Raw genomic sequence first — 25523 nt, forward strand, 5'->3', positions numbered from 1 at the left:
GAGCTATGTCCAAGAAAAGATTATACCTGCTGACAGCTGCTTATTTTATTATACTGATTGGATTTATGACATTTCCGGTTACCGTTCAATTGATAAATAGAATATATCCTTACATCCTTGGTTTCCCCTGTTTTCAATTTTTTATATTATTATTTGTTATTTTAGCCGCATTAGGATTAATGGTACTTTTCATATTAGAAGACAGGATTGAAAAAAAAGCACATAGAGGTGAGTTCGATGATTAAACCAGCAGGTGTAGCCCTTATAATTCTTCTGTTTTTTGCTTTCAATATATTCTTTATCATTAAGTTTCATAGAAAACAGGACTCATTTGAAGAGTACAGTGTGGGAAACCGCAGCTTCGGTTGGCTGCTGTACAGCTTTTCCTTTTTGGGATATTGGTATGCAGGCGCTTTATACATAAGCGGATTTTCATTATCAGCCAACAAGGGCATTTTGTCACAATATTTGACTGTCTACGCTGTTGCAAGCCTTGTTATTCTTTATTTTATGGCAAAGCCTGTCTGGGTCTGGGGTAAAAACTACAATCTTGTAACCCAGGCAGATTTTATAGGATTAAGATATGGAAACAAGCTGTTTAAGACAATATTCTCTTTCTTAACGCTTATTTTCTGGTTCCCATGGATCATAATTGAAATGAAAACGATAGGATATATTGTGGCATTGACCACATACTCGTATATTAATTCTAATGCAGGCATGATTATTGTCTGCTTATTTGTTATTGTATATACATTCTACGGAGGAGTTCGGGCGTCTGCCATAGGAAGCATGATTCAGTCCTTTGCTTTTATTGGGTTGGGTTCGTTAGTTACAGGATATTTAATCTGGAAAATATTTGGCGGATTATATACGATTTTTCCTATGGTCGAGTCTGCAAAACCATACCTGCTGACACTGGATTGGAGAGATAACGGCCATCATTGGGCTTCGATCATTATAACAGGTACACTTGGAGGTTTTGCCTTCCCGGATATGTTTAAGCAGCTATATACTGCTGACAGCCCAAGGACGATCAAAAAAATCGTTTTTATCGCGCCCGTTGTAGCAATCATGATACGATTTTCATTATTTACGCTGGGACTGGGTTGCTTTTTAATATCAGGCTTTCCGCTTAAAAGTAATTTTTCGTTATTCTGGCTTGCGGATTCCTTTGGGGGTCCCATTCTATTGGGCTTGTTTGCGGTGATATCGCTGTCAGCAAGTATGTCAACGTTCTCCGCGATCATCAGCACCTCGGCAATTATGGTTTGCAAGGATTGGCTTGGTGCTGCATTTAGAGGTCTATCCCCTCAGAGTATGCTTAAGCTTGCAAAAGGTTTGACAATTGTGATCGGGATCATATCACTTTATATCGCAACAATTCAAATCGATAATTTATTGAATATCGCAGTTATCATGTTTGATTTGATCGTTCAAGCCATTATCCCATTGTTCATAGGCCAATATTGGAGGAAAAGCAACTTGTATGGAGCCTTTGGCGGTATGACGGTCGGGATTGTGATTACGCTGATGGGTAATTTTTACCCACAGGCGTTCCAATGGACCGGAGGGTGGTCGCCGGGGATTATCGGATTAGTTGTAAACTTGTTTATACACATAGCCTGCGGATTCGTTTTTGGAAAGCAAAAGCATGTTGACGAGATGTTCGATACCGTCAAATTTTATAAAGATCCCCATTTAAGAAAGGCAATATAGAGGTGAGCTTGATGATGAAACCAGCGGGTGTAATCCTTATCATTGATACTGGGATTTGGCAGTTCCTTAATGGCTGGGTTTCCATTTAACAACAATTATTCGTTGTTCTGGTTTGCTGACTTATATGGAGGACCTATCCTTGACGAGCTGTTTGATATGGTCAAGTTTTATAAGGACCCCCACTTAAAAAAGCAATATAAGCTGGTGTACTAGATAACCAGCTTATAGCCAATCCCTTTTACGGTGATTATTTTAGGCAGACTTGGATCAATCCCGATTTTTCTTCTCAAATTACTGATGTGGACCATAACCGTATTCACGTCATTTTCAAAAGATTGGCTTTTCCAAATGTATTCAAATATTTCTTCCTTCGTAAAAAGTCTTTTTGGGTTTTTCAAAAACAGCAAAAGAATATCAAATTCTTTCGGCAGCAATAGGATTTCCTGATCGCCAAAGCAGACCTCTCTGGTAAGTAAATCTACTTTGAGAGATCCTGATTCTAAAACAATCTGAGGTTTTACTTCAGAGGAGTAATCTTTAGAGCGCCTTATGTTCGATTTAACTCTGGCCAGCAATTCCCCCGGCAGAAAAGGCTTTACAATGTAATCATCCCCTCCAACGGATAAACCGATAACTTTGTCCATTTCTTCATTTTTGCAGCTGAGAAAAATAATAGGAGCAGTAGTTATTTTTTTGCGGATTTCCAAGCAAATGTCAAAACCATCCTTTTCAGGGAGCAGCACGTCTAACAAAATGAGATCGATGGAAACTTTATCTATGATTTTCGTAGCCTCTTTGTAACTGGACGCGGAATAAAATGTATATCCTTCGCTCTCCATATAGATCCGCAAAATATTGATGATATCTATATCATCGTCTACAGCAAGAATTTTTTCATTGGACATGGGTTATAAACTCCTTTCATCTAAATTACTGGTAATGTTATATATAATGTGGTGCCGACTGTTTCAATACTTTCGGCCCAAATAATTCCATTGTGGATGGTAATGATCTCCTTGCAGATTGAGAGTCCTAATCCGGTACCTTTGATTGAGCTTGAATTACTGCAGCGATAGAATCTGTCAAAGATGTTTGGTAATTCTTCAGGTGAAATTCCTGTTCCGTTATCCTTAATTCCGATAATGATATAGGAATCATCATCTTTTATGCGATACGGTAATTCAGCACCTTTTTTATTGCCATAGCTAAACACGATATGCCCTGCGGAATCCATATGATTTAGTGAGTTGTTTATGAGATTTCTAAATACTTGTTCCATTCTCATCTTATCAATTAAAATAAAATCTTTCAAATGGCTACTTGTAATCTGAATATCCCATGTGCATGATTTTTTGATATCGATACTCAATTTACTGATCATTTCCTGAAAAAACTCATATGCATTTATCTTTGCGTAATGAAAGCGGATTTGCCCGCTTTCAAGTTTTGACAGTTCAAAAAGATCCTGTATCAATGCCTTGAGTGTCAGAGATTTATCCATGCAAATCTTGATATATTCCAGATAATTGGCCGGAGAGGAAAGCAAATTATCCTGGATAATAGATAAATATCCGATGATTGAAGTGATTGGCGTATTAAGTTCATGAGAAATATTAGCAATCAGCTTTTTTCGCGAAGATTCCGAATTGAAAAGTCTTTCTTCCACTCTTTTTCTGGCAGTGACATCACGGATAATAGCCTCTATATATGCTGGATTATGATTTTCATCGTAAAATATTGTGGAATGCTGTTCCAGCCATATTTCTTTTTTATCTTTTCTGCTCAACCGAAAGAGGAATATGCCGTCACTATTGGAGGAATTGAGCAGATAATCAAAATATTGAGTCCGGTCAGGCTCGGGAATGATTTCTGAGAAGAGCTTGGGGTCATTATAAAAATCAGGAGCTTCAAAGCCTGTTACATATTGGATAGCCGGGCTTAAATATAAATATCTGATCTCGGGATAAAGCTTTATGTTTGCAATAATGTCCTTAGAATTTTCTGTAAGCAGACGATACAGATTTTCACTTTTTCTGATCTCATTATTGTTTTGCGCTGAATAGGTTAACACTAACGAAATATTTAATATGTTTGTCAATAAAATTGAGCTGATATAATTCCATGTAGAAGAATCATAACCGGGAGTAACAAAATCGTAGAAGCCTTTATGGATTCCCCAAATAATAAATGCCCACGCAGTTATGTCGAATACAATGTCTTTGGACGGCTTTGAAATGAAATTATCCTGCACGGTTTCTTCATGCAATAAAAATGCGATTCCAGTTCCGACGGAAATGATGCAAAGCGACAAAGATGATACAAATGAAAAAAGAGTTGAAAATGATTTTGAGCTTTCTTCAAAGTATAAATAAATGCTGAATATTAAGATAACAAGTGATGACCAAATTGAAATATGTTTAAAGATTTTAATAAATGGGTTGCGTACGAATTCGATTGTCCCGATTAGTAAGAAAAAACTGCTGACAATTGAAAAAAAATGTTTTAATATAATTGCTTCAGAATCGAAAGGCGTAAGTAACGTAATAAAATTAAATGAATATATGACCCATCCAAAGCCCCAAATTGCAATATATCTATTTTTACTCTGTTTATAAATATACAAGTAAAAAAATGAATAAATAAGGGAAGTAGCGACTAACGTCATGATTAATAAGGAAGGGGTATTCATTTAATGCTCCTTTCCAAAAACAAGTCAACCAACCTAAAATATAATTAAGGTTGCGTTAATCAAAATTTAAGCTGTAAATATTATAATAAAGCAAATTGTTAAAAGGCAGAAATTTTATAGAACGGCAAGATTCATTATAACGCAAGAGGGAGGACAAATCAATTGAAATAGAAGGTTTTGTTACATACGGAATGAAATTCTAAACGACCAGAAAGAAGAGTGATTTATGTTAATAGGAAAAGAATTGATGGATCATTTTTTAGCAGTAGGCCCATATTTAAAAGAAATATTTGGAAGGGACATTGTTGTCTGGGTTTCAGATACCGAAAAAGTATTGGGGTATTTCGAAGGGGATCATTTTCATGTCGATGATGGAACTGTTTATTTAGCCGATGATGATCCCATGCGAATTGCCATGGAAAAAAGGAAAACGATACATACCAATATCCCCGAAGAGATGTTCGGTGTTCCATTTAAAGAGGTCGACTCTCCGGTCTTTGACAGCAATCATCATGTGATAGGCTGTGTGACGGTTGGAATAAGCCTGGACCAGGAAACTAAAGTTGTCGGCGTAGCAAACAGCATCAACGAAACCGTTGGCAATATCGTAAATTCTATGAAACAGATTTCTGTTTCTGCAGAAGATATCCGGAACAGTGAAAAGGTACTTAGAGATAATATTAATGAAATCAGTAAGCTGACAAAAGAAATTAATAAAGTACTGTCCTTTACAAAGGGAATTACAACTCAAACTAATTTGCTCGGCTTTAATGCTGCCATTGAAGCTGTGCGGGCAGGGCAATATGGGCTTGGTTTTAATGTTGTTGCTGACGAAATCCGGAAATTATCGATTGAATCGATGAAAACTGCTGGGAGTATTGAATCCTTAATCATTCAAATAGAGCATGCCAATAGGATTACACTCGATAATTCAGAATCTGCATGCGATGCAACCGAAGAACAAGTTACGGCAACAGAGGAGGTAGAAGCGAAAATATTTGAGCTGAAAAGCATTTCCGAAAAACTTATGGATATTGCGAAAGAATTATAACACCGTTGATTCATTGTCTGGAGGTTATCATGCAGAAATTGGAGCATAATGATTTTCAACTTATCCTTGAACATGTAACTGCAGCAGTAGCTATTGACCTGGAGGGCAATATCATATATATGAATGAGCAGTGTGCAGAGTATTTGGGAGTTAACAGAAACGAAGCCATTGGGAAAAGGATCATAGATATCTTCCCTGAAACAAAGATGATGCAAAAACTCCTGATAGATAAAGCTGAGATTGTCTTTTATAATACCAAGCTTGGAATTGGAATCAGCGTTGAAGTTCCGATTTTTAAAGGCAATGAGAGGGTAGGCCTGCTGGAATATGATGTTGCTCAGAGCTCTGAGCTGTTATACGATTTTGCAGATGAATATAAGCATTTCCTGGATGAGGAACTTAAGCACCTGAAACGTCAAATCAGACATTTAAGAACTGCAAAATACTCAATACAAAATATTGTAGGAAATTCTGAAGTCATATTAAAGCTGAAGGATCAAATCATATCGGCTGCGAAAACAAACTCAACTGTATTAATAACAGGAGAAACCGGAACGGGAAAAGAGCTGGTAGCTCATGCTATTCACAGTTTGAGTCCCCGAAGAAATAATGATTTTATCAGAATCAATGCAGCTGCACTGCCGGAAACTCTGGCAGAGTCGGAGCTGTTTGGATATGAGGCGGGATCTTTCACCGGTGCTACTAAGGAAGGCAAAAAGGGAAAATTTGAACTTGCCGATAAAGGAACTCTTTTTATCGATGAAATCAATCAAATGCCTGATTTAATCCAACCAAAGCTTCTAAGAGCTCTTCAGGAGAAAGAAATTGAAAAAATTGGAGGAAAGAGTATTCCGGTAGATACAAGGATTATTTGTGCTTCCAATAAGGACTTGGAGAAAATGGTAAAAGCCGGTACTTTCAGAGAAGATCTTTACTATAGGATTAACGTAGTTCAGATCCATTCTCCTGCTCTCAGAGAACATTTGGATGATCTGGAGGAACTGGCAAATGCTATTGTATTTGAATTGAACAGCGTGATTGGAACAAGGATTAGAAAAGTTGAACCTGCTGTTATAGAAATGTTTTCAGAGTATCATTGGCCAGGTAATATAAGGGAATTGCATAATATCATAGAAAGGGCAATGAATTATGTAAATGAAGATGTTTTAAAGGTTGAGCATTTTGAGTTTAAGAAAGAGTTTTGCAATCATTTTAATGATATATTCGGGTTGGAATGTGTAGACGGCAGTAATCTGATAGAAGAAGCCAAGCGAAAAGCAGAAAAAGAACTAATTGTTCAAGCTTTAAAAAAATTTGATAATAATGTAGCGAAAACAGCAACATTTTTATCCATGTCGAGACCATTGCTTTACCAAAAGATGAAAAGATTAAAAATTGAACAATAAAGTAAGTCTTGAGAAACAAGATGTAAGTATGTACTTACATCTTGTTATCTTTATAAAACCACAGCTTATCTACCAGGAAGCTTTTATGGCAGAAGACAGTTATAAAATATGTAAGTGCAGAAAGACAAACAAAACAATTGATAAACAAAAATGGCTGAAATAAAGGGATTAAAAGTTGGCACTAAACTTGCTTTTACCACAAAATGGGATATTTTTCAATCAGAGAGGAGACGTTCAATGAACAAAGGGAAAGTAAAAATTGGAATGATCCAGCATGCGTGTGTTTCTGACAAGGAACACAATATGAAGACCGCTGAAAGGCTTATAAGAGAAGCGGCCTCAAAGGGGGCAAAGGTCATTTGTACACAGGAGCTATTTAATGGGCAATACTTTTGCCAGATTATTGATGTTGCCCAATATGATCGGGCTGAAACCGTAGACGGTTTGACTAACCAAAAAATATCCAAGCTAGCCAAAGAATTAGATGTCGTTATTGTAAGCTGCTATTATGAATACGCAATGGATGGAGTTTATTATAATAGTGCTGCAGTATTTGATGCAGATGGGTCTTTGCTTGGAAATTACAGAAAACACCATATACCAGAAGGTCCGCAGTATATAGAAAAGTATTATTTTACACCCGGAGATTCACCATATCTGGTGTTTAAATCAAAATATGCGACTTTTGGAATACTGATTTGCTGGGATGAATGGTTTCCTGAGCCTTCCAGAATTCTTGCAATTAAAGGAGCAGATTTCATCTTTTACCCGTCTGCCATCGGATCAGAACCGGATAATCCTGATCTTGATACGTCCCAGACGTGGATGGATGGGGTGAAGGCACATGGAATTCACAATAACATGTACGTTTGTGCTGTCAATAGAATCGGAAAAGAAGAGGCGTCAGATGGGAGTGGATCGATGACATTCTACGGAAGAAGTTTTGTAAGTGATCCTTGGGGCAATATCATGAAGGAAGGCAGCCGGGATAAAGCGGAAGTTATCATTGCCGAGCTGGACCTTGACGAAATAAAAAGGGCTCGAGATATATTACAGTTTCATCGAGACAGAAGGGTAGATTCTTATCAGGAAATATTAAAACTATCGATTAAGGAAAATTAATTTTGGGAGGCAGAGCCTATGAAAGTTGACTTGATTATCAAAAATGGAAACATTATAACGATGGATCCTGAAGAATCATTCAGAAGATGGGTTGTGGTAAAGGATAAGAGAATCGTTGCCATGGGAAGTGAAGATGAATGCCCGTACGATACGAATGAGGTCATTGATCTGGAAGGCAAAACAGTACTTCCGGGCCTGTTTGACAGCCACGTGCACTGTATGTCAACGGGAATTAACATGACATCGATCAATGTAAGCGAAAAAAGAACCTTGCAGGAGATTTTATGCTTAATTGAGAAAGAATGCATCAAAAAAACAGGGGATGAATGGATCTTTTGTGTTGGATTCCTGGAACAGGTAGTTGAAGAAGGAAGACATCTGAACCGCTGGGAACTGGATAGAATTTCTCATGGACATCCTGTATTCATAATCGATGCGACAAATCACGGGTTATCAGTCAATAGCCTTGCGTTGGATATCTGCAATATCCCGCTGGACACACCTGGAGTTGAAAAAGATGAGAACGATCAGGAAACAGGTGTATTCCTGTCCGACGAGTCTGTATTTGATGCATTTTCAAATATCTTCGACCATTTGAACGAGGAAGAGATTTACAGACTGATTTCCAAATGTGCAGATTATGCAGTGACCAAAGGTGTCACAACAATTATTGGGCTGCTTGGTGGGATTGATAAAAATGATACCGATTTAAAAATAGTAATAAAAAATCTGGATAAATTTTCTGCCAATATCGTACCTTTCTATCAAACCTGGGATGTTGAACAGGTAAAAGAGTACAATTTACCGCGGATCGGCGGATGCCTCGCCCTTGACGGGTCTACGTTCCAATATACTATGGCTGCAAGTGAGCCCTATGGAAAGCCGTCCGTAAGAGGAATGCTGTATTTTCGGGACGATGAGATTTATCGTCTGGTATCAAAAGCCCATAGAGAGGGCATCCAGTGTGCATTTCACGCAATAGGCGATCGGGCAATTGATCAATTGATCTATATTTATAGACAAGTAATCAATGAGCAGGGACAAAAGGGCTTGAGGCACAGGATAGAACACTTTTGCTTGCCAACAGAAAAGCACATAGAGTTAGCTGCAGAACTGGGTATTGTACTTTCAATGCAGCCGGCATTCCCATATTTGTGGGACTTGCCTGAAGGAGGCATGTACGAATTCCTTATGGACCGAGAAAGAGCAGACAAAATGGAACCGTTTCCCGAAATAATAAAAAGAGGGGGGATTATCTGCGGAGGTTCCGATTCTCCGATCACAATGATAGATCCTTTGCTGGGAATTGCAAGCTGTGTCCGCAACCCAAATCCAATTAGAAATATTTCCGTGACAGAAGCATTAAAAATGTTCACGATCAATGCAGCTTATTCTGTTCATTTGGAGAAAACAAAGGGAAGCATTGAAGCTGGAAAAGATGCCGACTTTACAGTAATCGATAGAAATCCGTATGATTATCAGAACAGTGAAGAAATCTACAAAATGAAAGTATCCATGACCATAAGAGACGGCAAGGTAGTTTATAAAAAATAAATTTTTAAGATATGACAGTAAATAGAGATCCAGCCAATTATAACTTTGGAGGAAAAAAAGATGGAAGTAAAAGAAAACAATGTGGTTGAAAGTGAATTTCTCACAAAAAAAATGACGTCCTTATTTTGGAAATACTGTTTATATTCTCTTGGCGGAATCGGATTTCAGGCAGTCGCCTGCATCGGGAATGGAATCTTTGTCGGAAATGGAATAGGACCTCTGGGTCTTGCCTCCATAAGCGTAATCGCCCCGTTTTGGCTGATTTCCGTCGGATTATGGGGAATGTTCGGCCTCGGAGGATCCTCTCTCGCTGCGATCAAACTTGGTAACGGAGACGTGGAGGGTGCAAAAAAAGTATATGCCAGCACCATGATTTTTGTCTTCCTGTTCTGTGTAATCGTAGACGCGATTGTTCTCCTCAATCTGGATGCTGTCCTGACTTTTATGGGTGCGACTCCGGAAATATTGCCAATGATCAGATCCTATGTTTTCCCTTGGCTGTTTGGGCATCCATTCTGCATTGTCGCTTCTGTAGCAACCTTTTTTGCCTTTGTCGCAGAAAGACCTAGGGCAGTATCGTTTGCGCTGAATATACCGGCAATTGTATCGATTGCCCTTGAATATTATTTTATCTTTGTAATGAAAACAGGATTGGTTGGATCCGCGATTACATGGGTGATTGCGGTTGGCTGTGCCATTATATTAGTACCTTATCTGCAATTGACAAATTCTGTATTCAAACTGAATGCTTCTCATTTAAAAATTAATTTTAGTCTGGTTTTAGAATCCTGCAAAATAGGTTTTGTACTGTTTATCCTGCAAGTCGCTGCGATTGTTTCAACGATTATGATTAACAATTTAATTATCAGCAATGGAGGAACAGAACTGGATCTTGCATCCTATGCGATCTTGAATGCCTATGTCGCGTATATACTTATTGTATTGACACAATGCTTCACCTCAGCCATACAGCCGATTGCAAGCTACAATCTAGGGGCTGGAAAATACTCCAGGATGGCAGATGTTATCAAGATCGGAATGGTGCAGGGAAGTTTGATTGTTCTGGCAATTCTTACGTTCGAATTCTTAATGTCCGACCACATTATTGGTTTCTTTGCTGGAGGTTTTGTGCCACTGGTTGAAGCCACAAAAGCAACCATGATGATCATGCTGCCTTTATTTGCATTCGGAAATTTGGCCGCTATTGTATCCGGATACTTTGCAGCAACAAAGAACATTAAATTGGCGACTTTAAACGGAGTCACAAAGTCATTTGTATTCCTGGTACCGCTGTTATTAATTCTCCCTAATTTCTTTGGACTGAAAGGTGTATGGCTGGCTATGCCTGGATCTGATTTGTTAGCATTTATTGTTGCTTTGATATGTGTCGTCAGAGAATATAAAAAGCTTAGGTCAATGCAAAATATGGAGAGCAATTTGACGATATAACTATATTTTTTTCGAGATTGGGACTAAATTTTATTTTTAGAGAAAGCATTCTTTATGGAATGCTTTCTCTATTAAAGCCATATGAAATGTTTGCAACCTTAAATATAATTAAGATTACAGTAATCAACGCTTAAGCTACTGATAATATAATAAGGTTGAGAAAATAGTTTGCTAGCTTTAAATGAATTCAAAAGAAAAATTAAAAAGGAGACGAAAAATGGGGGAAAGTATTTCTGCTCATGATTATTTAACTGCAACTCTGGTTTTAAAAAATGGTGCTGTCTATACGATGGACGATAAAGACACGGTTGCTGCGGCGGTTGCGGTGCATGATGACAAAATAATCTATGTAGGCAATGATATGGAAGCAGAGCGGTACATCGGAAAAGACACTGTGGTGATAAACCTGGAAGGAAAGATGGTTGCACCGGGCTTTGTTGATGGACATATTCATGCTGCTTCAGAGCAGGTTGCAAAGATGTACTGTGTATATCTGGCAGACACTGAGCCGACAATCGATGCGTATCAGACTGCTCTGAGAGAATTTGCCGAAAAGAATCCGGAGGCGCCTATTATTTTTGGCTTAAACTTTCAGATCAATGCTTTTGATGACGGCCCGACAAAAGAAATGCTGGATCAGATTGTTTCTGATAAACCGGTTGTCATTGCAGATACTTCCTATCATGCCTTCTGGTTAAACTCTCAGGCGTTAAAGGAAATCGGGGTTACGAAAGAAACAAAAACTCCTGCAGGGGGCAGAATCGTCAGGGATTCACATGGAGAGCCTACGGGCTATTTGATCGACTGTCAGGAATTATGGAGACCGCTTGAAGAAAGTCTTATTATTACTCCGGATCAGTATATGGAAGCCTTTCAGATGTTGGAAAAAGAAAGTATGGCAAAAGGCATTACGGCCGTTAACAGTCTTGGCGTGGAATTATCAGGTGAAGTCTTATGGAAAACGATTTCTGATTATGCCAAAACGGGTAGGATGACTTTACGAACCAATTATTCATTGAATATGGCACCGGAAGACGATGTAAATGAGGTTATTAAAACGATGCGGAATGGGCAGCAATATGTCTCTGACCTGCTGAATGTTACGGTTGTCAAATTGTTTACAGATGGAGTTGTGGAAGGGAAGACCGCTTATCTGCTTGACCCTTATGCCCCGGAAACGGGACTTCCGGCTGATTTCAGAGGTGAGCCGATCTGGGAAGATGATGAGCTTAAGAAAGCAATCGCTGCAATCGATAAGGCGGGATTTCAGGTCCATATCCATGCGATAGGAGATGGTGCCGCCTGTCAGTCTCTTGATGCGATTGAATATGCTTTTAATCAAAATGGCAAACGGGAGGCCAGGCATACGCTTACCCATCTGACCATTATTCATCATGATGATATTTTAAGGATGGGGGAAATGGGTGTAATAGCTGCTATGCAGCCGATATGGTTTTATAAGGATCCTTTGTTTTCAGAGTTTGATCGACAAATGCTAGGCGAGGAAAGATTCTGGCAAATGTATGCGATCAGAGATATGCTGGATGCAGGCATTCTCATGACAGGTTCTTCCGATAGTCCCACGACACCGGACAATCGACCCCTTGCCGGGATTGAAACAGCGGTTACCCAGTGTAGCCCCTATGAAGAAGAGAGGTATGATGAAAGTTATGTCAGAAATCCGGATCAAAGGGTGACAGTGCTGGAAATGCTGAAAGTCTATACGATAAACGGCGCAAAGCAGATGTTTATGGATAAATTAATTGGCTCGATTGAAATTGGCAAAAAGGCGGATATGGTAATACTCGAAGAGGATATAACCCATATCAGGCCTCAGGGCATATCTGAGACGAAGGTGATATGTACTATTTTTGACGGAAAGATTATTTATTTAAATAATTAACCGGACTTTAAAAGTCACCTAAATGTAAAAGAATATATAAATGGTCGCAACACCTCATGCCAAGAGGACAGAAGAGTACAATTCTACACATTTTATGGGCTTGAGGGTTACTATGCAAATCTTTGAATAAACCTAGTATACAACTTTGGTTTTGTAATATGGGTTACAAGGAGGAGTAGAGTGTATATTAAACAACAAATGTCAGAATCATTACTGGTTGCAGCGTTACTGGCGATTGTGGGAGGTTATCTTGATGCATATTCTTACATTGCCCGAGGTCAAGTTTTTGCAAACGCGCAGACAGGTAATATTGTGCTTCTAGGTTATTATGTTGCTCATGGTCAGGTAAGGATTGCGTTTCTTTACTTTATTCCAATTTGTTCCTTTGCAATAGGCGTATTTGTCACGGAATATATTAAAAGTAAATATAAGACTCATCCAAAATTCCATTGGAGACAAGGAATCATAATATTAGAGGTATTTTTCATTTTAATTATTGCATATCTACCAGAAGGTAATTGGAATATTCTAGCGAATACTATGATTTCTTTCATTTGTGCGATGCAAGTAGAAGCTTTTCGAAAAGTAAAGGGTGATGCTTATGCATCTACTATGTGTACAGGAAATCTACGTAGTGGCTCTGAGCAATTGTTTCGATGGTTTTTTTATCATGATGAAAAAGCAAAACAGAAAAGTTTTCGATATATTGTCATTATTGCTTGTTTCACCATTGGAGCAATTATTGGAGTATTTATTACAATAAGGCTTGATGAAAAAGCAATTTCCTTGTGTAGTTTGTTATTACTGTTAATTTTTATTCTTATGTTCGTTCAGATTGGAAAAGATCCAAAGAATGCAATTACTAAATAAAGTATGCTTTACTATCTAAATCTAGGTCGATAAATTTAACTTCCCATTATCCCATAACAAAGATACTTTCTTAGGTATGATCTTGTGATCCAGATTATGATTGTTGGGATTTAGCGGGATACCCATATATCCATAGATGTAGAGCTTGAGCATGTCTGCGGGATCGTAGGGAGGTCTCCCCGTATCGCAGAGAGAGGAATGAGAAAATCCAAGGTAAGAAAGGTCCAGACTGTCTACAAAGGCATCAATCACGCGGACCGGATTATCTTCCGAAATGTAGTCCTCAATGCAGTCTGGAAGGAAAGTGATCTGGTCACTCGATTCTTTCTGAATGTACTGCATGGTATCACTCCAATCGTTGAATTTTACACGTTTATTATACCATAAAACAGCCTAAATAGAAATATATTGATATATTTTTCAGACAGACTCACCAAAAAATAAGAACGAGGTTTTATGCCTCGTTCTTATTTTTTTGTCCCAAGGCATGGGACTCGAACCCACGAAGTGGGTGAAAAAGTCCCATGCCGTTTTGCCCCAAGCTTGCTTGGCGGGCAAAAGGGACAGCAGGGAGTGAAGCGAGTCGGAGGCCGAAGGCAGTGGCTCTCTCACCGAATAAAAAAATCGTTTGATAACGTTGTATTGTTTGATATAATCATGAGCATCAAGGTAAATCTAATATGAAGGAGCTGATTCACATAACAGATAGAGAAGAAGCAAGAAGAAATCTTAGGGAATACAACAAAAGGAACCCTATCGACTTATTCATGGTAGAAAGTGATGTTATGCTTGATGCCCTTGTTTTTGCAAATAAATTGAGTCAATTCAATTCCAATGTTCTCATACTTGGAGATTCAGGGGTTGGTAAAGAAGCACTTGCAAAATATATACATTGTCAGAGTGACAGAAGAAAAGGTCCTTTTATGGCAATCAATTGCTCGGCAATACCTGGAAATCTCTTTGAGTCAGAGGTTTTCGGTTATGAAAAGGGTGGGTTCACAGGTGCAGACAAGACAAAAGCTGGGCTTTTTGAAGAAGCCCAGGATGGAACTATTTTTCTTGATGAAATCGGCGAACTTCCTGAGGACCAGCAGCCTAAACTTTTACGATTCCTTGAAAGCAAGAGCTTGATTCGTATAGGCGGCAATAAAGTTTTCAATTCCAATGCTAGAATCATATGTGCGACCAATGCTAATATGTGCGAAAAAATAGAAAAAAAGGAATTTAGAGAAGACCTTTACTATAGAATAAGTACGGCTGAAATCAACATTCCACCACTTCGCGAAAGAAAAGCAGATATTGAGCCGCTCTTGTATCTGTTTTTGGACAAACTGAATAAACAGTATGCGCTCAATAAACAGTTTACAAGAGAAGCTCTTGACGCCCTTAAGAAGAGAACTTATCCGGGGAATGTGCGAGAAGTAAGGAATGTAGTTGAAAGAATGATGATAAACAGCACCAGTGATTTCATGACGGCATCGGATATCGAGTGGAGAAAGCACTGGGCAGGAAATTCTTTAAGCAGTGATGACAACATTAAAATAAGGCGGCTTGTACCCCTTGAAGAGGCAATCAAAGAACTTGAAAGAAAACTTCTTCAAATGGGTTCGGATATGGGCATGAGTTCAAGAGAACTGGCAAAGGTTCTTGAAGTTAACCAGTCAACGATTATAAGAAAACTGAATATGTATAAGATAAAGAAATAAGCTCCGAGTCATCGGAGCTTTTTCTGTATCTATGCATTCCATAAGAAATCCCATTGCAAAGAACTTTTAAAGAATCTTAATTGATGCTCTTTTTACAGCAGAAGTGCTTTCGGGCTTCTTCTGGTTTCTGTTTTTATTTGCAAGTTCTGAAATCTTGTGAAATTTCTTTGTAATGTAACTATGGCCATTTTCGGAATGAGGAATAATGCAAGTGCTACAATCCTTCACATCATAAACATATGAGAAATCACCTCCACACTGATCGCCAAGAGCATATAGAGGGCAATAACAAAAGAGGCAGTTGAAATTATCTGAATTGTTTACCTGATGGCAAGGGAAGTATTCGCATTCTCGGTGAGTGAACTTTTTAAATTTCTCGCCCTGTATTTTTTTAAATTTCATAGCTAATGTTATCCTCCTTAAATAATTCTATTCTTATTAAAAGCATTTTTTGTGCCAAGTCTTTTTAAGTCTTTTTTAATATTTCGCGACTTTATAATCGTATGATTTCTAAAATCTATGCTGGAGATTTTCCGATAGTATCATAGCTAAAAGCATCAAAGTGATGCCGTGGCGCATCGCATGGAAGAGATGCTTTTTCGTTAATCAAGCAGAAAGAATGATGGTAATTTAATAATAGAATTATTCGAAATTTCAAAAAACATAGAGTTTTCAAGCGTTGTATAATTTGTTGGAAGCTTTTAAAAATGTTTTATTATAGGTTTTTATATTTTGGCACGATTTTCGCGTATTATAGGAACGAAAATGGAAAAATCTGCAGATGCAATTGGTTGGCTATGTTTTCCATCATAGCTAGGGAGGATGCAATGAATAAACATTATGAAAAATTCAAAAATGAAATTCATGAAATAATAAGTAATGTGAATCTTCCGGATGGTAAAAAGGTAGTGGAAGAAGGCAAAGCACTAGCTGATACTGTCAAAATAGGAAGAACTCTATTCTGTGAAAAACATGGGGTTGAATCAGAATACGCATTCAAACAGAAGATGAAAGAAGAAGGAACTATAATGTATCAGTGCCAGATAGGCCTTGATACATGGGAGGAAACAGCTGATGCACTAATAAAACTTTATGACACAATGGAAGCTGAAGGCTATCATATGCATAGATTCGGCGTGTGCCTGGAAAGAGGAATGGCTTTACCGCCTGAATATAGGGAGAGGCTTCCTAGAGAGACAGGGCCTAGGCTCGAACATGAAGAAGATTGGTTGAAGCTTGGGCAGACAGTTCCAATGCAACCCCACATGGGAGACTTTATGATCGGTTTCCCTAACAGTGTATCAAATACAATCAATGCACTAAAGGCCGGGGTTACTACAATAGGCAACCTTTCTCAGTTCATTGCCTTTAATATTCCGGGATGGACAGATATCGCCTATACAACACAGGAAACCGTAAAAGCTATTGCTATTCTTGCAGGAAAAAGAGATAGAGGAACATTGCTTCATTCATATCTTGACGATGGCGTTGCATCACTATTCAATGATCATGCCAGTATTGCCGGATGGGCCATCATAGAAAGGTACATAGTTGAAGAACTAATAGGTGCAAGATTGGGGCACTGTTTCGGCGGTGTGGCTGTTACACCTGAAGTAAGGGCTGCATGGGTATTCGCTTTAAATGATATTTATGAAGGCGACTGTGTAGGAACAATGTATTACGGTGATACAATTTCATCAAATGAAGATCTTACTCACAACAGTGCAGTTGCAGCACAGTATCTTTTATGGGATATAATGGCTCAACTGAAATGCCCGACAGGGCATGCAATGATGCCTGTTCCATTTAGTGAGGGAATAAGAATTCCAAATCTTGATGAAATTATTGAAATCCAAAAGTATGCAAGAGGTATTGAAGTTGCTGCAAGAAATCTCCTTCCTTACACTGATTTCACAAAGTGTTATCAAATCAAGGATAAGATCGTTGCAGGCGGACGGAAATTTGCGAAGGCATTGCTTGCAGGATTGGATGAAGTAGGCGTTGATATTGAAGACCCGGTTCAGATGCTTTATGTTATGAAAATGGCAAATCCTAGAACTCTTGAGGATGCATTCATGCAAGGTCCTATCGACGAAACAATGCCAAATGGCAGAAGTCCTGTGTTCCAGACGGATGTATTTAGTAATACTACCAATATTACTTACGCAATCAGTAAATCAATGGCAAGCGATGATATCCAAAATATCAACGGAGAAAGAACAGTGATTTTGGCATCAACTGATGTACATGAACATGCGCTATTCGTAATGAATTCACTGTTTGATGAATATGGCGTTAAGGTGGTTTACCTGGGGCCTGAAAGCAACACCACTCATATCATTGATGCAGCGGTCAGCAATAATGCTGATGCTGTAGCAGTAAGCACACACAACGGTGCAGCGCTTGAAATAGGAGAGCTTCTTATCAATGAGATGAAAGAAAGGTGCTGGAAAGGTCAAGTATATATCGGAGGAATGCTTAACCAGTGCGTTGTCGGGGAACAGATGCCCGTTGATGTCTTAGATAACTTAAGAGAAATGGGATTTAGCTGCAATATAGAATTTAAGGAAATGGTCCGCGAGATTATTCAGAGTCCTTTGGAAATATCTAGTAATAATATTTTATAAAAAGATTTTAAGGAGGAAGAAAAATGGATAACAAAAAATTACACTTAGGCACAGCGTTTATGCTGGGTGCATCATTCGTTGCATATGCTATCGGCGGCGGCTTTTCAACCGGGAACGAAATACTCCAGTATTTCTGCGCATGGGAAGGCTATGGTCCAATTGTAGTACTAATCATTTCTATGATTGTTGTTACATGGACTAACTATGTACTTTACAGATCTTCATATGAAGAACAGTTTGCTGAATCAAAAGATGTGTTCTACTTTTATGGTGGAAAGTATACCGGTATATTCTTTGACTGGTATATTTACATTGCGCTGGCAGTACTTGCATTAGTAATGATAAGCGGAGGCGGCACTACTTTAAATCAGTACTTTGGAATAAACTTAACTGTTGGATTAATTATTTTCGCAATTGCGGCAGCGCTTACAGCCAGTCTTGGTTTAAGAAGGCTTGTTGAAGTTCTTGGAGGCGTAGGTGTTATAATCATCGCCACACTTATATTTGTAGGTGTTTACATGATTGCTACAGCTGATGTTGGAATCTTTGAAGCAAACAAGAATGTTGGCCAATATGTAGAAGAAGGTCTTGTCCTTCAGGCAGGATTCTATGCGATATTGAATCCAATAGCAGCAGGTCTTTCTCAGGGTGGTATGGCTTTTGCTTCATTCATTCCATTTCTTGTCGTGACTGGTAAAACAATCCCGACTAGAAAAGATGTCACATTAACAACATTTACATCATCATTACTTTACTATATCCCCATTATATGCGTTATGGCCACACTGATGCTTAGTATGGATGTAATCGCAGGAACGCAGATCCCTATCCTTGCAGCAATCCAGGCACATCTACCGAAGTCTTTTGCAACATTCTATTCATTAGTCATCTGTCTTGGAATCTTCACCACTGTATCGGGCGAGCTATTCTTGCTTGGGGACAGATTTGCGAAGAACAATAGAAAAAGACATATCGCCATCGTAATAACAATAGTAACAATCGCTGTAATCGGTGGGTCCTTTATCCCGTTTGCATTGCTTATGAACATAGTATTCACGATTTGTGGTATCGTAGGGATTGCTTTTGCGCTTCTTGTTACAATTAGGTACTTTCAGGTTCGTAAGAGATGGGATTTAACAAAGGAGCCTGTTAAAGCGATAGAAGGGGAAGACAAAGAATAATAAACAACTGGGTAGGAAAGGTAAATATTATGAAAGTAGGATTTATTGGAACCGGAAATATGGGTGGAGCTCTTGCAACCGCCGTATCCAAGGGAGAAAATGTAGAGCTTATATTGGCAAATGAACCGGTCGAACTTGCAGAAGCGCTTGCAGAAAAGCTTGGTAGTAAGGTTGGTGAAAACTTAGATGTAGTCAGGGAAGGCGAAATAATATTCTTTGGAGTAAAGCCCGACAATCTTGAAAAACTTGCAGAGGAACTCAAGGATGTTCTTAAAGCAAGAACGGATAAGTTTTTTATTGTGTCAATGCTTGCAGGTAAGACATTAGATCAGCTTGAAGAAGCCTTAGGGGACAAGTATCCCATTATTAGAATTCTTCCAAATGTACCTGTAATGGTAGGTGAAGGGCTTATTATGTACACACCAAATGATGCGATTACAGATACACAGCTTGAAACATTCCTTAAAATAATGAGTAATGCCGGTCTTTGCTCAAGGCAGGAAGAATCACTAATAGCCGCTGGAGCCGGAGTAGCAGGATGTGGCCCTGCATTTGCTGCAATGTTTATTGAATCACTTGCTGATGGAGGTGTTGCATGCGGCCTTCCGAGACATCAAGCAATTGAATATGCTGCACAGATGGCTAAAGGTACTGCACAATACATTCTTGAAAAGGGAATCCATCCAGATGTGTTAAAGGATACTGTTACTTCACCTGGCGGAACTACCATCCAGGGCGTTAGAACACTGGAAAAGAATGGTTTTCGAAGTGCCCTTTTTGAAGCAGTAATAAGTACTGTGGAAAAAGATAAACTCTTGTAGACTCTTAAAAAGGGAGGTACAATTTAATGAAGGCAAGAAAAATGTTCAGAACAATAGAGACTCATACAATGGGAGCGCCAACAAGGACCGTAGTAAGCGGGTTCAGACATATTCCCGGCGATACAATGCAGAAAAAATTTGAATACATGAGAAAAAACGAGGATTGGTTCCGTACTCTTCTTTGTTTCGAACCTCGCGGAAGCGAAATCATGTCGGGTACTATTGTTACAGAGCCATGCACCCCTGGTACAGATGTAGGGATTCTGTATTTTGAAGCGAGCTGCTGGATGCCGATGTGTGGGCATGATACAATAGGCGTTACTGTTGCATTGATTGAAGCAGGACTTGTGGATGTTACGGAACCAATCACCAAAATAAATCTTGATACACCATCAGGGGTAGTAAGAGTTGAAGCAAAGGTAAATGACGGCGTCGTTGAAGAAGTATCATTTCTTAATGCGCCAGCAATGGTTCTAAACAAGGATGTTACTATCACTACCAAGGACTACGGTGAAATAAAATTTGACATATCATGGGGTGGAAATGCATACATAATCATCCCCGCAAAGACTTTCAGCATTGATATATGTCCGGAAAATTCACGTACCTTTATAGAAATTGCTCAGAAGATTGCAGCTGAATGCAATGAGCAGGTAGAAGTGAAACATCCTAGTCTTCAATTTGTAGACTGCGTAACTCACGTAGAATTCTACGGAGAGCCTAAGAGCGAGGATGCTGACATTCAGAACTGCGTAGTAGCGCTTCCTCAGGTTGTTGACCGTTCTCCTTGCGGAACAGGTACGTCAGCTAAGGCAGCTCTTCTTGTTGAAGAAGGAGAACTAAAGGTTGGAGATACATTTGTACATGAAAGCATCATAGGAACCAAATTTAAGTGTGAAATCGTTGAGGAACTGGAAATTGAAGGCAGAAAGGCGGTTACTCCTAAGGTGACAGGAAATGCCTTTGTTATTGGATTCAATTCATGGGTACTTGATCCTAAGGACCCATTCCCAGAAGGATTCCTTTTAGGTTAATTTCAAATTTGGGTTGCGTCGAAAAAAATGGCACACCCCTAAAAAATGCACACCCCCCCGCCTTCAAATCGTTTGACATTAGGGCAGGGGGTGCGCCTTTTATCATTTTATGGTTCTTATTTTTATGTCCTAAGGCATGGGACGAGAACCCCGAAAGATATACAAACCTAAGAACCATTCCGCCGAGGTGGTTCTTTTATTATTACAGTTAATAGTATATACTAAATGCAGTTTATTTTTATCATTGAAAGGAATTCATTATGTGGGAATATACAACGGTGACTTTTAATAGTCTTTTTGATACGGAAAAAAGCTTAAAGAAAAAAAGTAACAAAGTACTTGAACAGCATGGAAAAGAAGGTTGGGAACTTGTTAATTTTCAATGTGTTGGTGCATTCGGTTCCATGATGGTATTTGTGCTGAAGAGAGAAAAGAAGCAATAATAGATAATGAAGTTTAAACTAATGATTTGCAGATAGGGGGTGTATAATAGCTATTGACATAAAACGTGTAATGATGATAAACTAGCCTCGACAACATAACAATCAAGAGGTGCTCTTCTGCCGGTGCAGAAGAGATAATAGGGAAGCTGGGTGAAAATCCCACGCGGGACCGCCGCTGTAAAAGAAGAGTCATATCCGTATGCCACTGTGAATAACGGGAAGGTGGATATTGACGTTGACGCTTGAGCCAGAAAACCTGCCTAATGATTACGAAATACCAGGCGCTTACTGTGTAAGAAAGCCTGGGCTATTACACAATCCTACGGACGAAGGGATGGTGTAGTAATAGGGAGCCTTTTTTTGGTCTCTTTTATTATGCCTATTCTGGTGATTGCCGGGAATAGGCGATTTTATTTTTTGGAGGTTTATCTGATGTCAAAAGTTCATAGACGTATTTTTACGCTATCGGTTGCCTTTGCCATTGTTTTTGGTTTTGCTGAAAACGTAAGCGCGATGCACATTATGGAAGGATACCTGCCGTTAAACCATTGTATTGTTTGGGGTGTGGTTTGTATTCCTTTTTTAATTTTAGGATTTTTATCAATTAAAAAGATCGTAGAGCAAAATCGCAGAACCCTGCTGATTTTGGTTATGATGGGTGCATATGCCTTTGTACTGTCGGCGCTAAAAATTCCATCTGTTACCGGCAGCAGTTCCCATCCGACAGGCACGGGACTCGGAGCCATTTTATTTGGGCCTGCAGCTATGTGTGTTATCGGGATTATTGTTTTGCTCTTCCAGGCCATATTGCTTGCCCATGGAGGGCTTACCACTCTTGGGGCCAATACTTTCTCCATGGCGATTGCCGGACCTTTTTTGGCTTACGGAATCTACATACTTTGCAATAGATTAAAGGTACCCAAGTCCGTAGGTATTTTTCTGGCAGCTAGCTTGAGTGATTTGTTTACCTATTGTGTTACGGCTTTTCAGCTTGCTTTGGCACATCCGGCAGAGGTAGGAGGTTTCCGCGCCTCCTTTGTGGAATTTTTAGGCATATTCGCTATGACCCAGATTCCACTGGCCATCATCGAGGGATTGTTGGCAGTCATTGTCATCAAAGGATTAGAGGCATACGCGAAACCCGAACTGACGGAACTCAGATATTTTGAAGGAGGGATCTAATATGACAAAGAATACAAAAGTAGTTCTCGTTTTATTACTGCTGATTGTTCTTATAGCGGTTGTTCCGCTGTTAACAATCCAGGATTCCGAATTTGGAGGAGCTGACGGTGCCGCAGAGGAAGCGATTACCAAAATCAATCCCACCTATATTCCATGGGCGGAATCTCTGGTGGAACCTCCGGGAGGTGAGACGGAATCTTTGCTGTTTTGTTTACAGGCGGGGATTGGTGCCGGAATTTTCGGCTTTGGTTTTGGTTATCTTGTGGCGAGAAAAAAATTTCAGAAAGGTGCATAACTCAATATGATGATGATAGACAAACTCGCATATTCGTCCAGGCTGCGCGATAAAAGTCCGGCCTTAAAGGCTTCTCTAGCTGTGGGTACGCTGCTTATCTGTGTGGGTGCGCGTTCGTTTATGGTTTCGCTGATTACGATTATCGTAATGGGAGGTCTTACTGTGTTGTCCAGCAGGATCTCCCTTCTGAAATATTTGAAATTAATGAGCATTCCTTTTGGATTTATGGTGTTAAGTACCATTGCAATTGTAATAAACCTTTCAGACAAGCCTATGGATTTGCTCTCAGTACCCGTCGGCTCCGGCTATCTGGCGATCAGTTATCATTCCCTGACTGAGGGAATCCTGCTCGTGATGGTAGCTTTGGCGTCGGTCTCCTGCCTGTATTTTCTGACCCTGAGTACAGCAATGCTGGATATTCTGGAGGTTCTGAGAAGACTTCACTGTCCGATACTCATGGTGGAATTGATGATGCTGATTTATCGGTATATCTTCGTTATTCTGGATATGGCCAGTGCAATCACAACGTCGCAGCACTGCCGCTTGGGCAACAAGGATTTTATGACGGAACTTCGGTCTATGGGACAGATGCTTGCAGTGCTGCTGGTACGATCTTTGAAAAGGTCCTCCCAGCTTTTCGATGCTATGGAGTCGCGCTGCTACGACGGAGAAATCCGGGTACTGCGTGAATCTTATACGGCTGAAAAACGGGAGCTGATAGGGACGGCAGGTTTCCTTGCAGCAATGCTTGCCATCGCTATCCTTTGCAGGCTGAAAGGAATCGGATTGTGGTGAATATCAACATGAACGGAAATGCAGATATCATAATGGAACTAGAGAACCTATGCTATACCTACGAAGATGGAACTGAGGCGCTGAAAGGAATCGATCTTCAGATCAGACGCGGTGAGAAGCTGGCGATTATGGGAGCCAACGGTTCCGGGAAATCTACACTGTTCCTCACGCTGAATGGGATTCACAAACCAACCAGAGGAAAGCTGCTTTTTAACGGACGCCCTGTGGAATATTCCAGAAAAGGGCTTCTGGATCTGCGTAAAAAAGTTGGAATTGTGTTTCAAGATCCGGACAGTCAGCTATTTTCAGCCAGTGTGGTCCAGGAAATCTCCTTTGGAATCTTAAATTTGGGTGTCCCTGAAAAGGAGGCGGCAAAAAGGGTTGAGGAAGTAATGGAGGAATTGAATATTCTTCTCTTTCGGAATAAGCCCACTCATTTTCTGAGCGGAGGACAAAAGAAACGAGTATCCATTGCGGATATTCTGGTAATGGATCCTGAAATGATCATACTGGATGAGCCTGCCGCCGCTTTAGATCCCAAACATGCAAGAATGATTGACGGTATCATTGACAAACTCAGTGAGAAGGGAATTACTGTGATCCTGTCTACCCATGACGTAGACAGGGCACTGAAATGGGCAGACCGGGTGGTACTGCTGGAGGACGGTATTGTCATCAGAGAGGCTAAACCTGACGCAGTTTTTCAGGAAGAAGAAGTACTTATGCGAACCAATCTGGAAAAGCCTGCAGTGCTGAAATTATTTGAGACCTTATGCCGGGCCGGGATCCTGAATGAAAATTTGAAAATACCCCACACGGTTCAAGAACTGGAGCAATACATAAACAATCGATAAAAGAGAGCAGGTATCTGAATGAATAGAAAAAGAGCAATTTTAGTGGTTAGCTTTGGTACGAGTCATGCCGCTACCAGAGAGAAGACCATCGGTGCCATAGAAACAGAAATCGCAGCGGCCTTTCCCGATTATGAAATCAGGAGGGCTTTCACCAGCGGTATGATACTGAAGCTGTTGAAGAAAAGAGACGGAATCGCGATCGACACTGTTGCTGAAGCAATGGAACGACTTGCTTCAGAAGGATTTCAGCAGGTTATCATACAGCCTACTCATGTAATCAACGGAGAGGAATATGACGATATGGCAGCGGATGCTGAGCAGTACAGGGATAGGTTTGAAAAAATAACAATCGGAGCTCCGCTTCTTACTCATACCGAAGACTATCGGAAGGTAATCCATGCTGTTACGGAACAGCTGCCGGGACTGGATGTCCAGGATGCTTTGGTTTTAATGGGGCATGGCACAGAACACCATGCCAATGCGGTTTATGCTGCGTTGGATTATCATTTTAAAGATATGGGGTATTCCAATGTGTTTGTTGGTACTGTAGAAGCATATCCCGATGTTCACACGATGGTTAGAAAGGTGAAAGAGTATCAGCCCAAGAGGATTACTCTGCTGCCCCTTATGGTAGTGGCAGGAGATCATGCTGTAAACGATATGGCAGGAGAAGAGGAAGATTCCTGGAAAGAAATCTTTAAAAAAGAAGGCTATGAGGTGAGCTGTATCTTAAAAGGGCTAGGGGAATTCAAGTCCATTCGCGAAATATATCTGGATCATTTATCAGAGGCAATGAAGCAGATTCAGGATTGAAATCGGTAT

The 25523-nt window shown here is 39.7% G+C and carries 24 protein-coding genes, 1 pseudogene and 1 riboswitch; of the genes and pseudogenes, 21 read left to right on the plus strand and 4 right to left on the minus strand.

The window, feature by feature from the left end; translation table 11 throughout:
• Positions 1–5: 5 nt before the first annotated feature.
• Both KCX82_RS05485 and KCX82_RS05490 read left to right on the plus strand, forming a co-directional pair.
• Positions 6–245, plus strand: coding sequence for a hypothetical protein (locus KCX82_RS05485; RefSeq protein ID WP_227017441.1), 240 nt, complete (start codon positions 6–8; stop codon positions 243–245).
• The gene (locus KCX82_RS05490) at positions 238–1719 is read left to right on the plus strand and encodes a sodium:solute symporter family protein (protein WP_227017442.1); all 1482 of its coding nucleotides are present in this window, start codon (positions 238–240) and stop codon (positions 1717–1719) included. Before KCX82_RS05485 ends, KCX82_RS05490 begins: the two co-directional genes overlap by 8 nt.
• Positions 1720–1928: 209 nt before the next feature.
• On the opposite strand, the gene KCX82_RS05495 is transcribed toward KCX82_RS05490, so the two are convergent.
• Together KCX82_RS05495 and KCX82_RS05500 are read right to left on the minus strand one after the other, a co-directional pair.
• Positions 1929–2624, minus strand: a complete 696-nt coding sequence (locus KCX82_RS05495; RefSeq protein ID WP_227017443.1) for a response regulator transcription factor — start codon at positions 2622–2624, stop codon at positions 1929–1931.
• A gap of 20 nt (positions 2625–2644) precedes the next feature.
• Complete coding sequence (locus KCX82_RS05500) at positions 2645–3790, minus strand: sensor histidine kinase (protein ID WP_227017444.1); 1146 nt, start codon at positions 3788–3790, stop codon at positions 2645–2647.
• Positions 3791–3920: 130 nt separating this feature from the next.
• Here KCX82_RS05500 and KCX82_RS05505 point away from each other — a divergent pair, with 130 nt between their 5' ends.
• The 8 genes from KCX82_RS05505 to KCX82_RS05540 all read left to right on the plus strand — a co-directional run bounded on the left by KCX82_RS05505 (position 3921) and on the right by KCX82_RS05540 (position 13763).
• Positions 3921–4091, plus strand: a complete 171-nt coding sequence (locus tag KCX82_RS05505) for a hypothetical protein (RefSeq protein WP_227017445.1) — start codon at positions 3921–3923, stop codon at positions 4089–4091.
• Positions 4092–4634: 543 nt separating this feature from the next.
• Positions 4635–5459: a methyl-accepting chemotaxis protein gene (locus KCX82_RS05510; protein WP_227017446.1), complete on the plus strand. Its 825-nt coding sequence runs from the start codon at positions 4635–4637 to the stop codon at positions 5457–5459.
• Between the two features lie 29 nt (positions 5460–5488).
• Positions 5489–6865: a sigma-54 interaction domain-containing protein gene (locus KCX82_RS05515; protein ID WP_227017447.1), complete on the plus strand. Its 1377-nt coding sequence runs from the start codon at positions 5489–5491 to the stop codon at positions 6863–6865.
• Positions 6866–7102: 237 nt separating this feature from the next.
• The gene (locus KCX82_RS05520) at positions 7103–7987 is read left to right on the plus strand and encodes a carbon-nitrogen hydrolase (RefSeq protein ID WP_227017448.1); all 885 of its coding nucleotides are present in this window, start codon (positions 7103–7105) and stop codon (positions 7985–7987) included.
• 18 nt (positions 7988–8005) lie between these two features.
• Positions 8006–9541: an amidohydrolase gene (locus KCX82_RS05525; RefSeq protein WP_227017449.1), complete on the plus strand. Its 1536-nt coding sequence runs from the start codon at positions 8006–8008 to the stop codon at positions 9539–9541.
• Between the two features lie 60 nt (positions 9542–9601).
• Entirely contained in the window at positions 9602–10990 is a 1389-nt protein-coding gene (locus KCX82_RS05530; RefSeq protein WP_227017450.1) for an MATE family efflux transporter, read from the plus strand.
• Positions 10991–11207: 217 nt separating this feature from the next.
• Positions 11208–12893, plus strand: coding sequence for an amidohydrolase (locus KCX82_RS05535; RefSeq protein WP_227017451.1), 1686 nt, complete (start codon positions 11208–11210; stop codon positions 12891–12893).
• A gap of 180 nt (positions 12894–13073) precedes the next feature.
• Entirely contained in the window at positions 13074–13763 is a 690-nt protein-coding gene (locus KCX82_RS05540; RefSeq protein ID WP_227017452.1) for a YoaK family protein, read from the plus strand.
• 122 nt (positions 13764–13885) lie between these two features.
• On the opposite strand, the pseudogene KCX82_RS05545 reads toward KCX82_RS05540, so the two are convergent.
• Positions 13886–14105: pseudogene (locus KCX82_RS05545) on the minus strand (transposase); the annotation flags it as partial.
• Between the two features lie 338 nt (positions 14106–14443).
• Between KCX82_RS05545 and KCX82_RS05550 the strand changes: the two are divergent.
• Positions 14444–15469 carry a sigma-54 interaction domain-containing protein gene (locus KCX82_RS05550; RefSeq protein WP_227017454.1) on the plus strand — a complete coding sequence of 342 codons (1026 nt, stop codon included), beginning with the start codon at positions 14444–14446 and terminating at the stop codon, positions 15467–15469.
• Positions 15470–15535: 66 nt separating this feature from the next.
• Here the strand turns inward: KCX82_RS05550 and KCX82_RS05555 are convergent, their stop codons facing one another.
• Positions 15536–15871 carry a cysteine-rich small domain-containing protein gene (locus tag KCX82_RS05555; protein ID WP_227017455.1) on the minus strand — a complete coding sequence of 112 codons (336 nt, stop codon included), beginning with the start codon at positions 15869–15871 and terminating at the stop codon, positions 15536–15538.
• A 425-nt stretch (positions 15872–16296) separates the two neighbouring features.
• On the opposite strand from KCX82_RS05555, the gene KCX82_RS05560 reads away from it, so the two are divergent.
• The 10 genes from KCX82_RS05560 to KCX82_RS05605 all read left to right on the plus strand — a co-directional run bounded on the left by KCX82_RS05560 (position 16297) and on the right by KCX82_RS05605 (position 25514).
• A complete protein-coding gene (locus KCX82_RS05560) occupies positions 16297–18096 on the plus strand; it encodes a cobalamin-dependent protein (protein ID WP_227017456.1) in 1800 nt (599 codons plus the stop codon).
• Positions 18097–18119: 23 nt separating this feature from the next.
• A complete protein-coding gene (locus KCX82_RS05565) occupies positions 18120–19277 on the plus strand; it encodes a YkvI family membrane protein (RefSeq protein ID WP_227017457.1) in 1158 nt (385 codons plus the stop codon).
• A 29-nt stretch (positions 19278–19306) separates the two neighbouring features.
• Positions 19307–20098, plus strand: coding sequence for a pyrroline-5-carboxylate reductase (proC, locus tag KCX82_RS05570; RefSeq protein ID WP_227017458.1), 792 nt, complete (start codon positions 19307–19309; stop codon positions 20096–20098).
• A 41-nt stretch (positions 20099–20139) separates the two neighbouring features.
• Positions 20140–21132, plus strand: coding sequence for a proline racemase family protein (locus KCX82_RS05575; RefSeq protein ID WP_227017459.1), 993 nt, complete (start codon positions 20140–20142; stop codon positions 21130–21132).
• 260 nt (positions 21133–21392) lie between these two features.
• The gene (locus KCX82_RS05580) at positions 21393–21575 is read left to right on the plus strand and encodes a DUF4177 domain-containing protein (RefSeq protein ID WP_227017460.1); all 183 of its coding nucleotides are present in this window, start codon (positions 21393–21395) and stop codon (positions 21573–21575) included.
• Between the two features lie 90 nt (positions 21576–21665).
• A riboswitch (cobalamin riboswitch) is annotated at positions 21666–21853 on the plus strand.
• 154 nt (positions 21854–22007) lie between these two features.
• A complete protein-coding gene (locus KCX82_RS05585) occupies positions 22008–22757 on the plus strand; it encodes an energy-coupling factor ABC transporter permease (protein ID WP_227017461.1) in 750 nt (249 codons plus the stop codon).
• A 1-nt stretch (position 22758) separates the two neighbouring features.
• Complete coding sequence (locus KCX82_RS05590; RefSeq protein ID WP_227017462.1) at positions 22759–23052, plus strand: energy-coupling factor ABC transporter substrate-binding protein; 294 nt, start codon at positions 22759–22761, stop codon at positions 23050–23052.
• A 12-nt stretch (positions 23053–23064) separates the two neighbouring features.
• Positions 23065–23847: a cobalt ECF transporter T component CbiQ gene (gene cbiQ / locus KCX82_RS05595; RefSeq protein ID WP_227017463.1), complete on the plus strand. Its 783-nt coding sequence runs from the start codon at positions 23065–23067 to the stop codon at positions 23845–23847.
• An 8-nt stretch (positions 23848–23855) separates the two neighbouring features.
• On the plus strand, positions 23856–24701 hold the full coding sequence (locus KCX82_RS05600; RefSeq protein WP_227017464.1) for an energy-coupling factor ABC transporter ATP-binding protein: 846 nt from the start codon (positions 23856–23858) through the stop codon (positions 24699–24701).
• A gap of 18 nt (positions 24702–24719) precedes the next feature.
• The gene (locus tag KCX82_RS05605; protein ID WP_227017465.1) at positions 24720–25514 is read left to right on the plus strand and encodes a sirohydrochlorin cobaltochelatase; all 795 of its coding nucleotides are present in this window, start codon (positions 24720–24722) and stop codon (positions 25512–25514) included.
• The last annotated feature ends 9 nt before the right edge of the window (positions 25515–25523 follow it).

The sequence above is a fragment of the Sinanaerobacter chloroacetimidivorans genome, assembly GCF_018128545.1.
Lineage (GTDB): Bacteria > Bacillota > Clostridia > Peptostreptococcales > Anaerovoracaceae > Sinanaerobacter > Sinanaerobacter chloroacetimidivorans.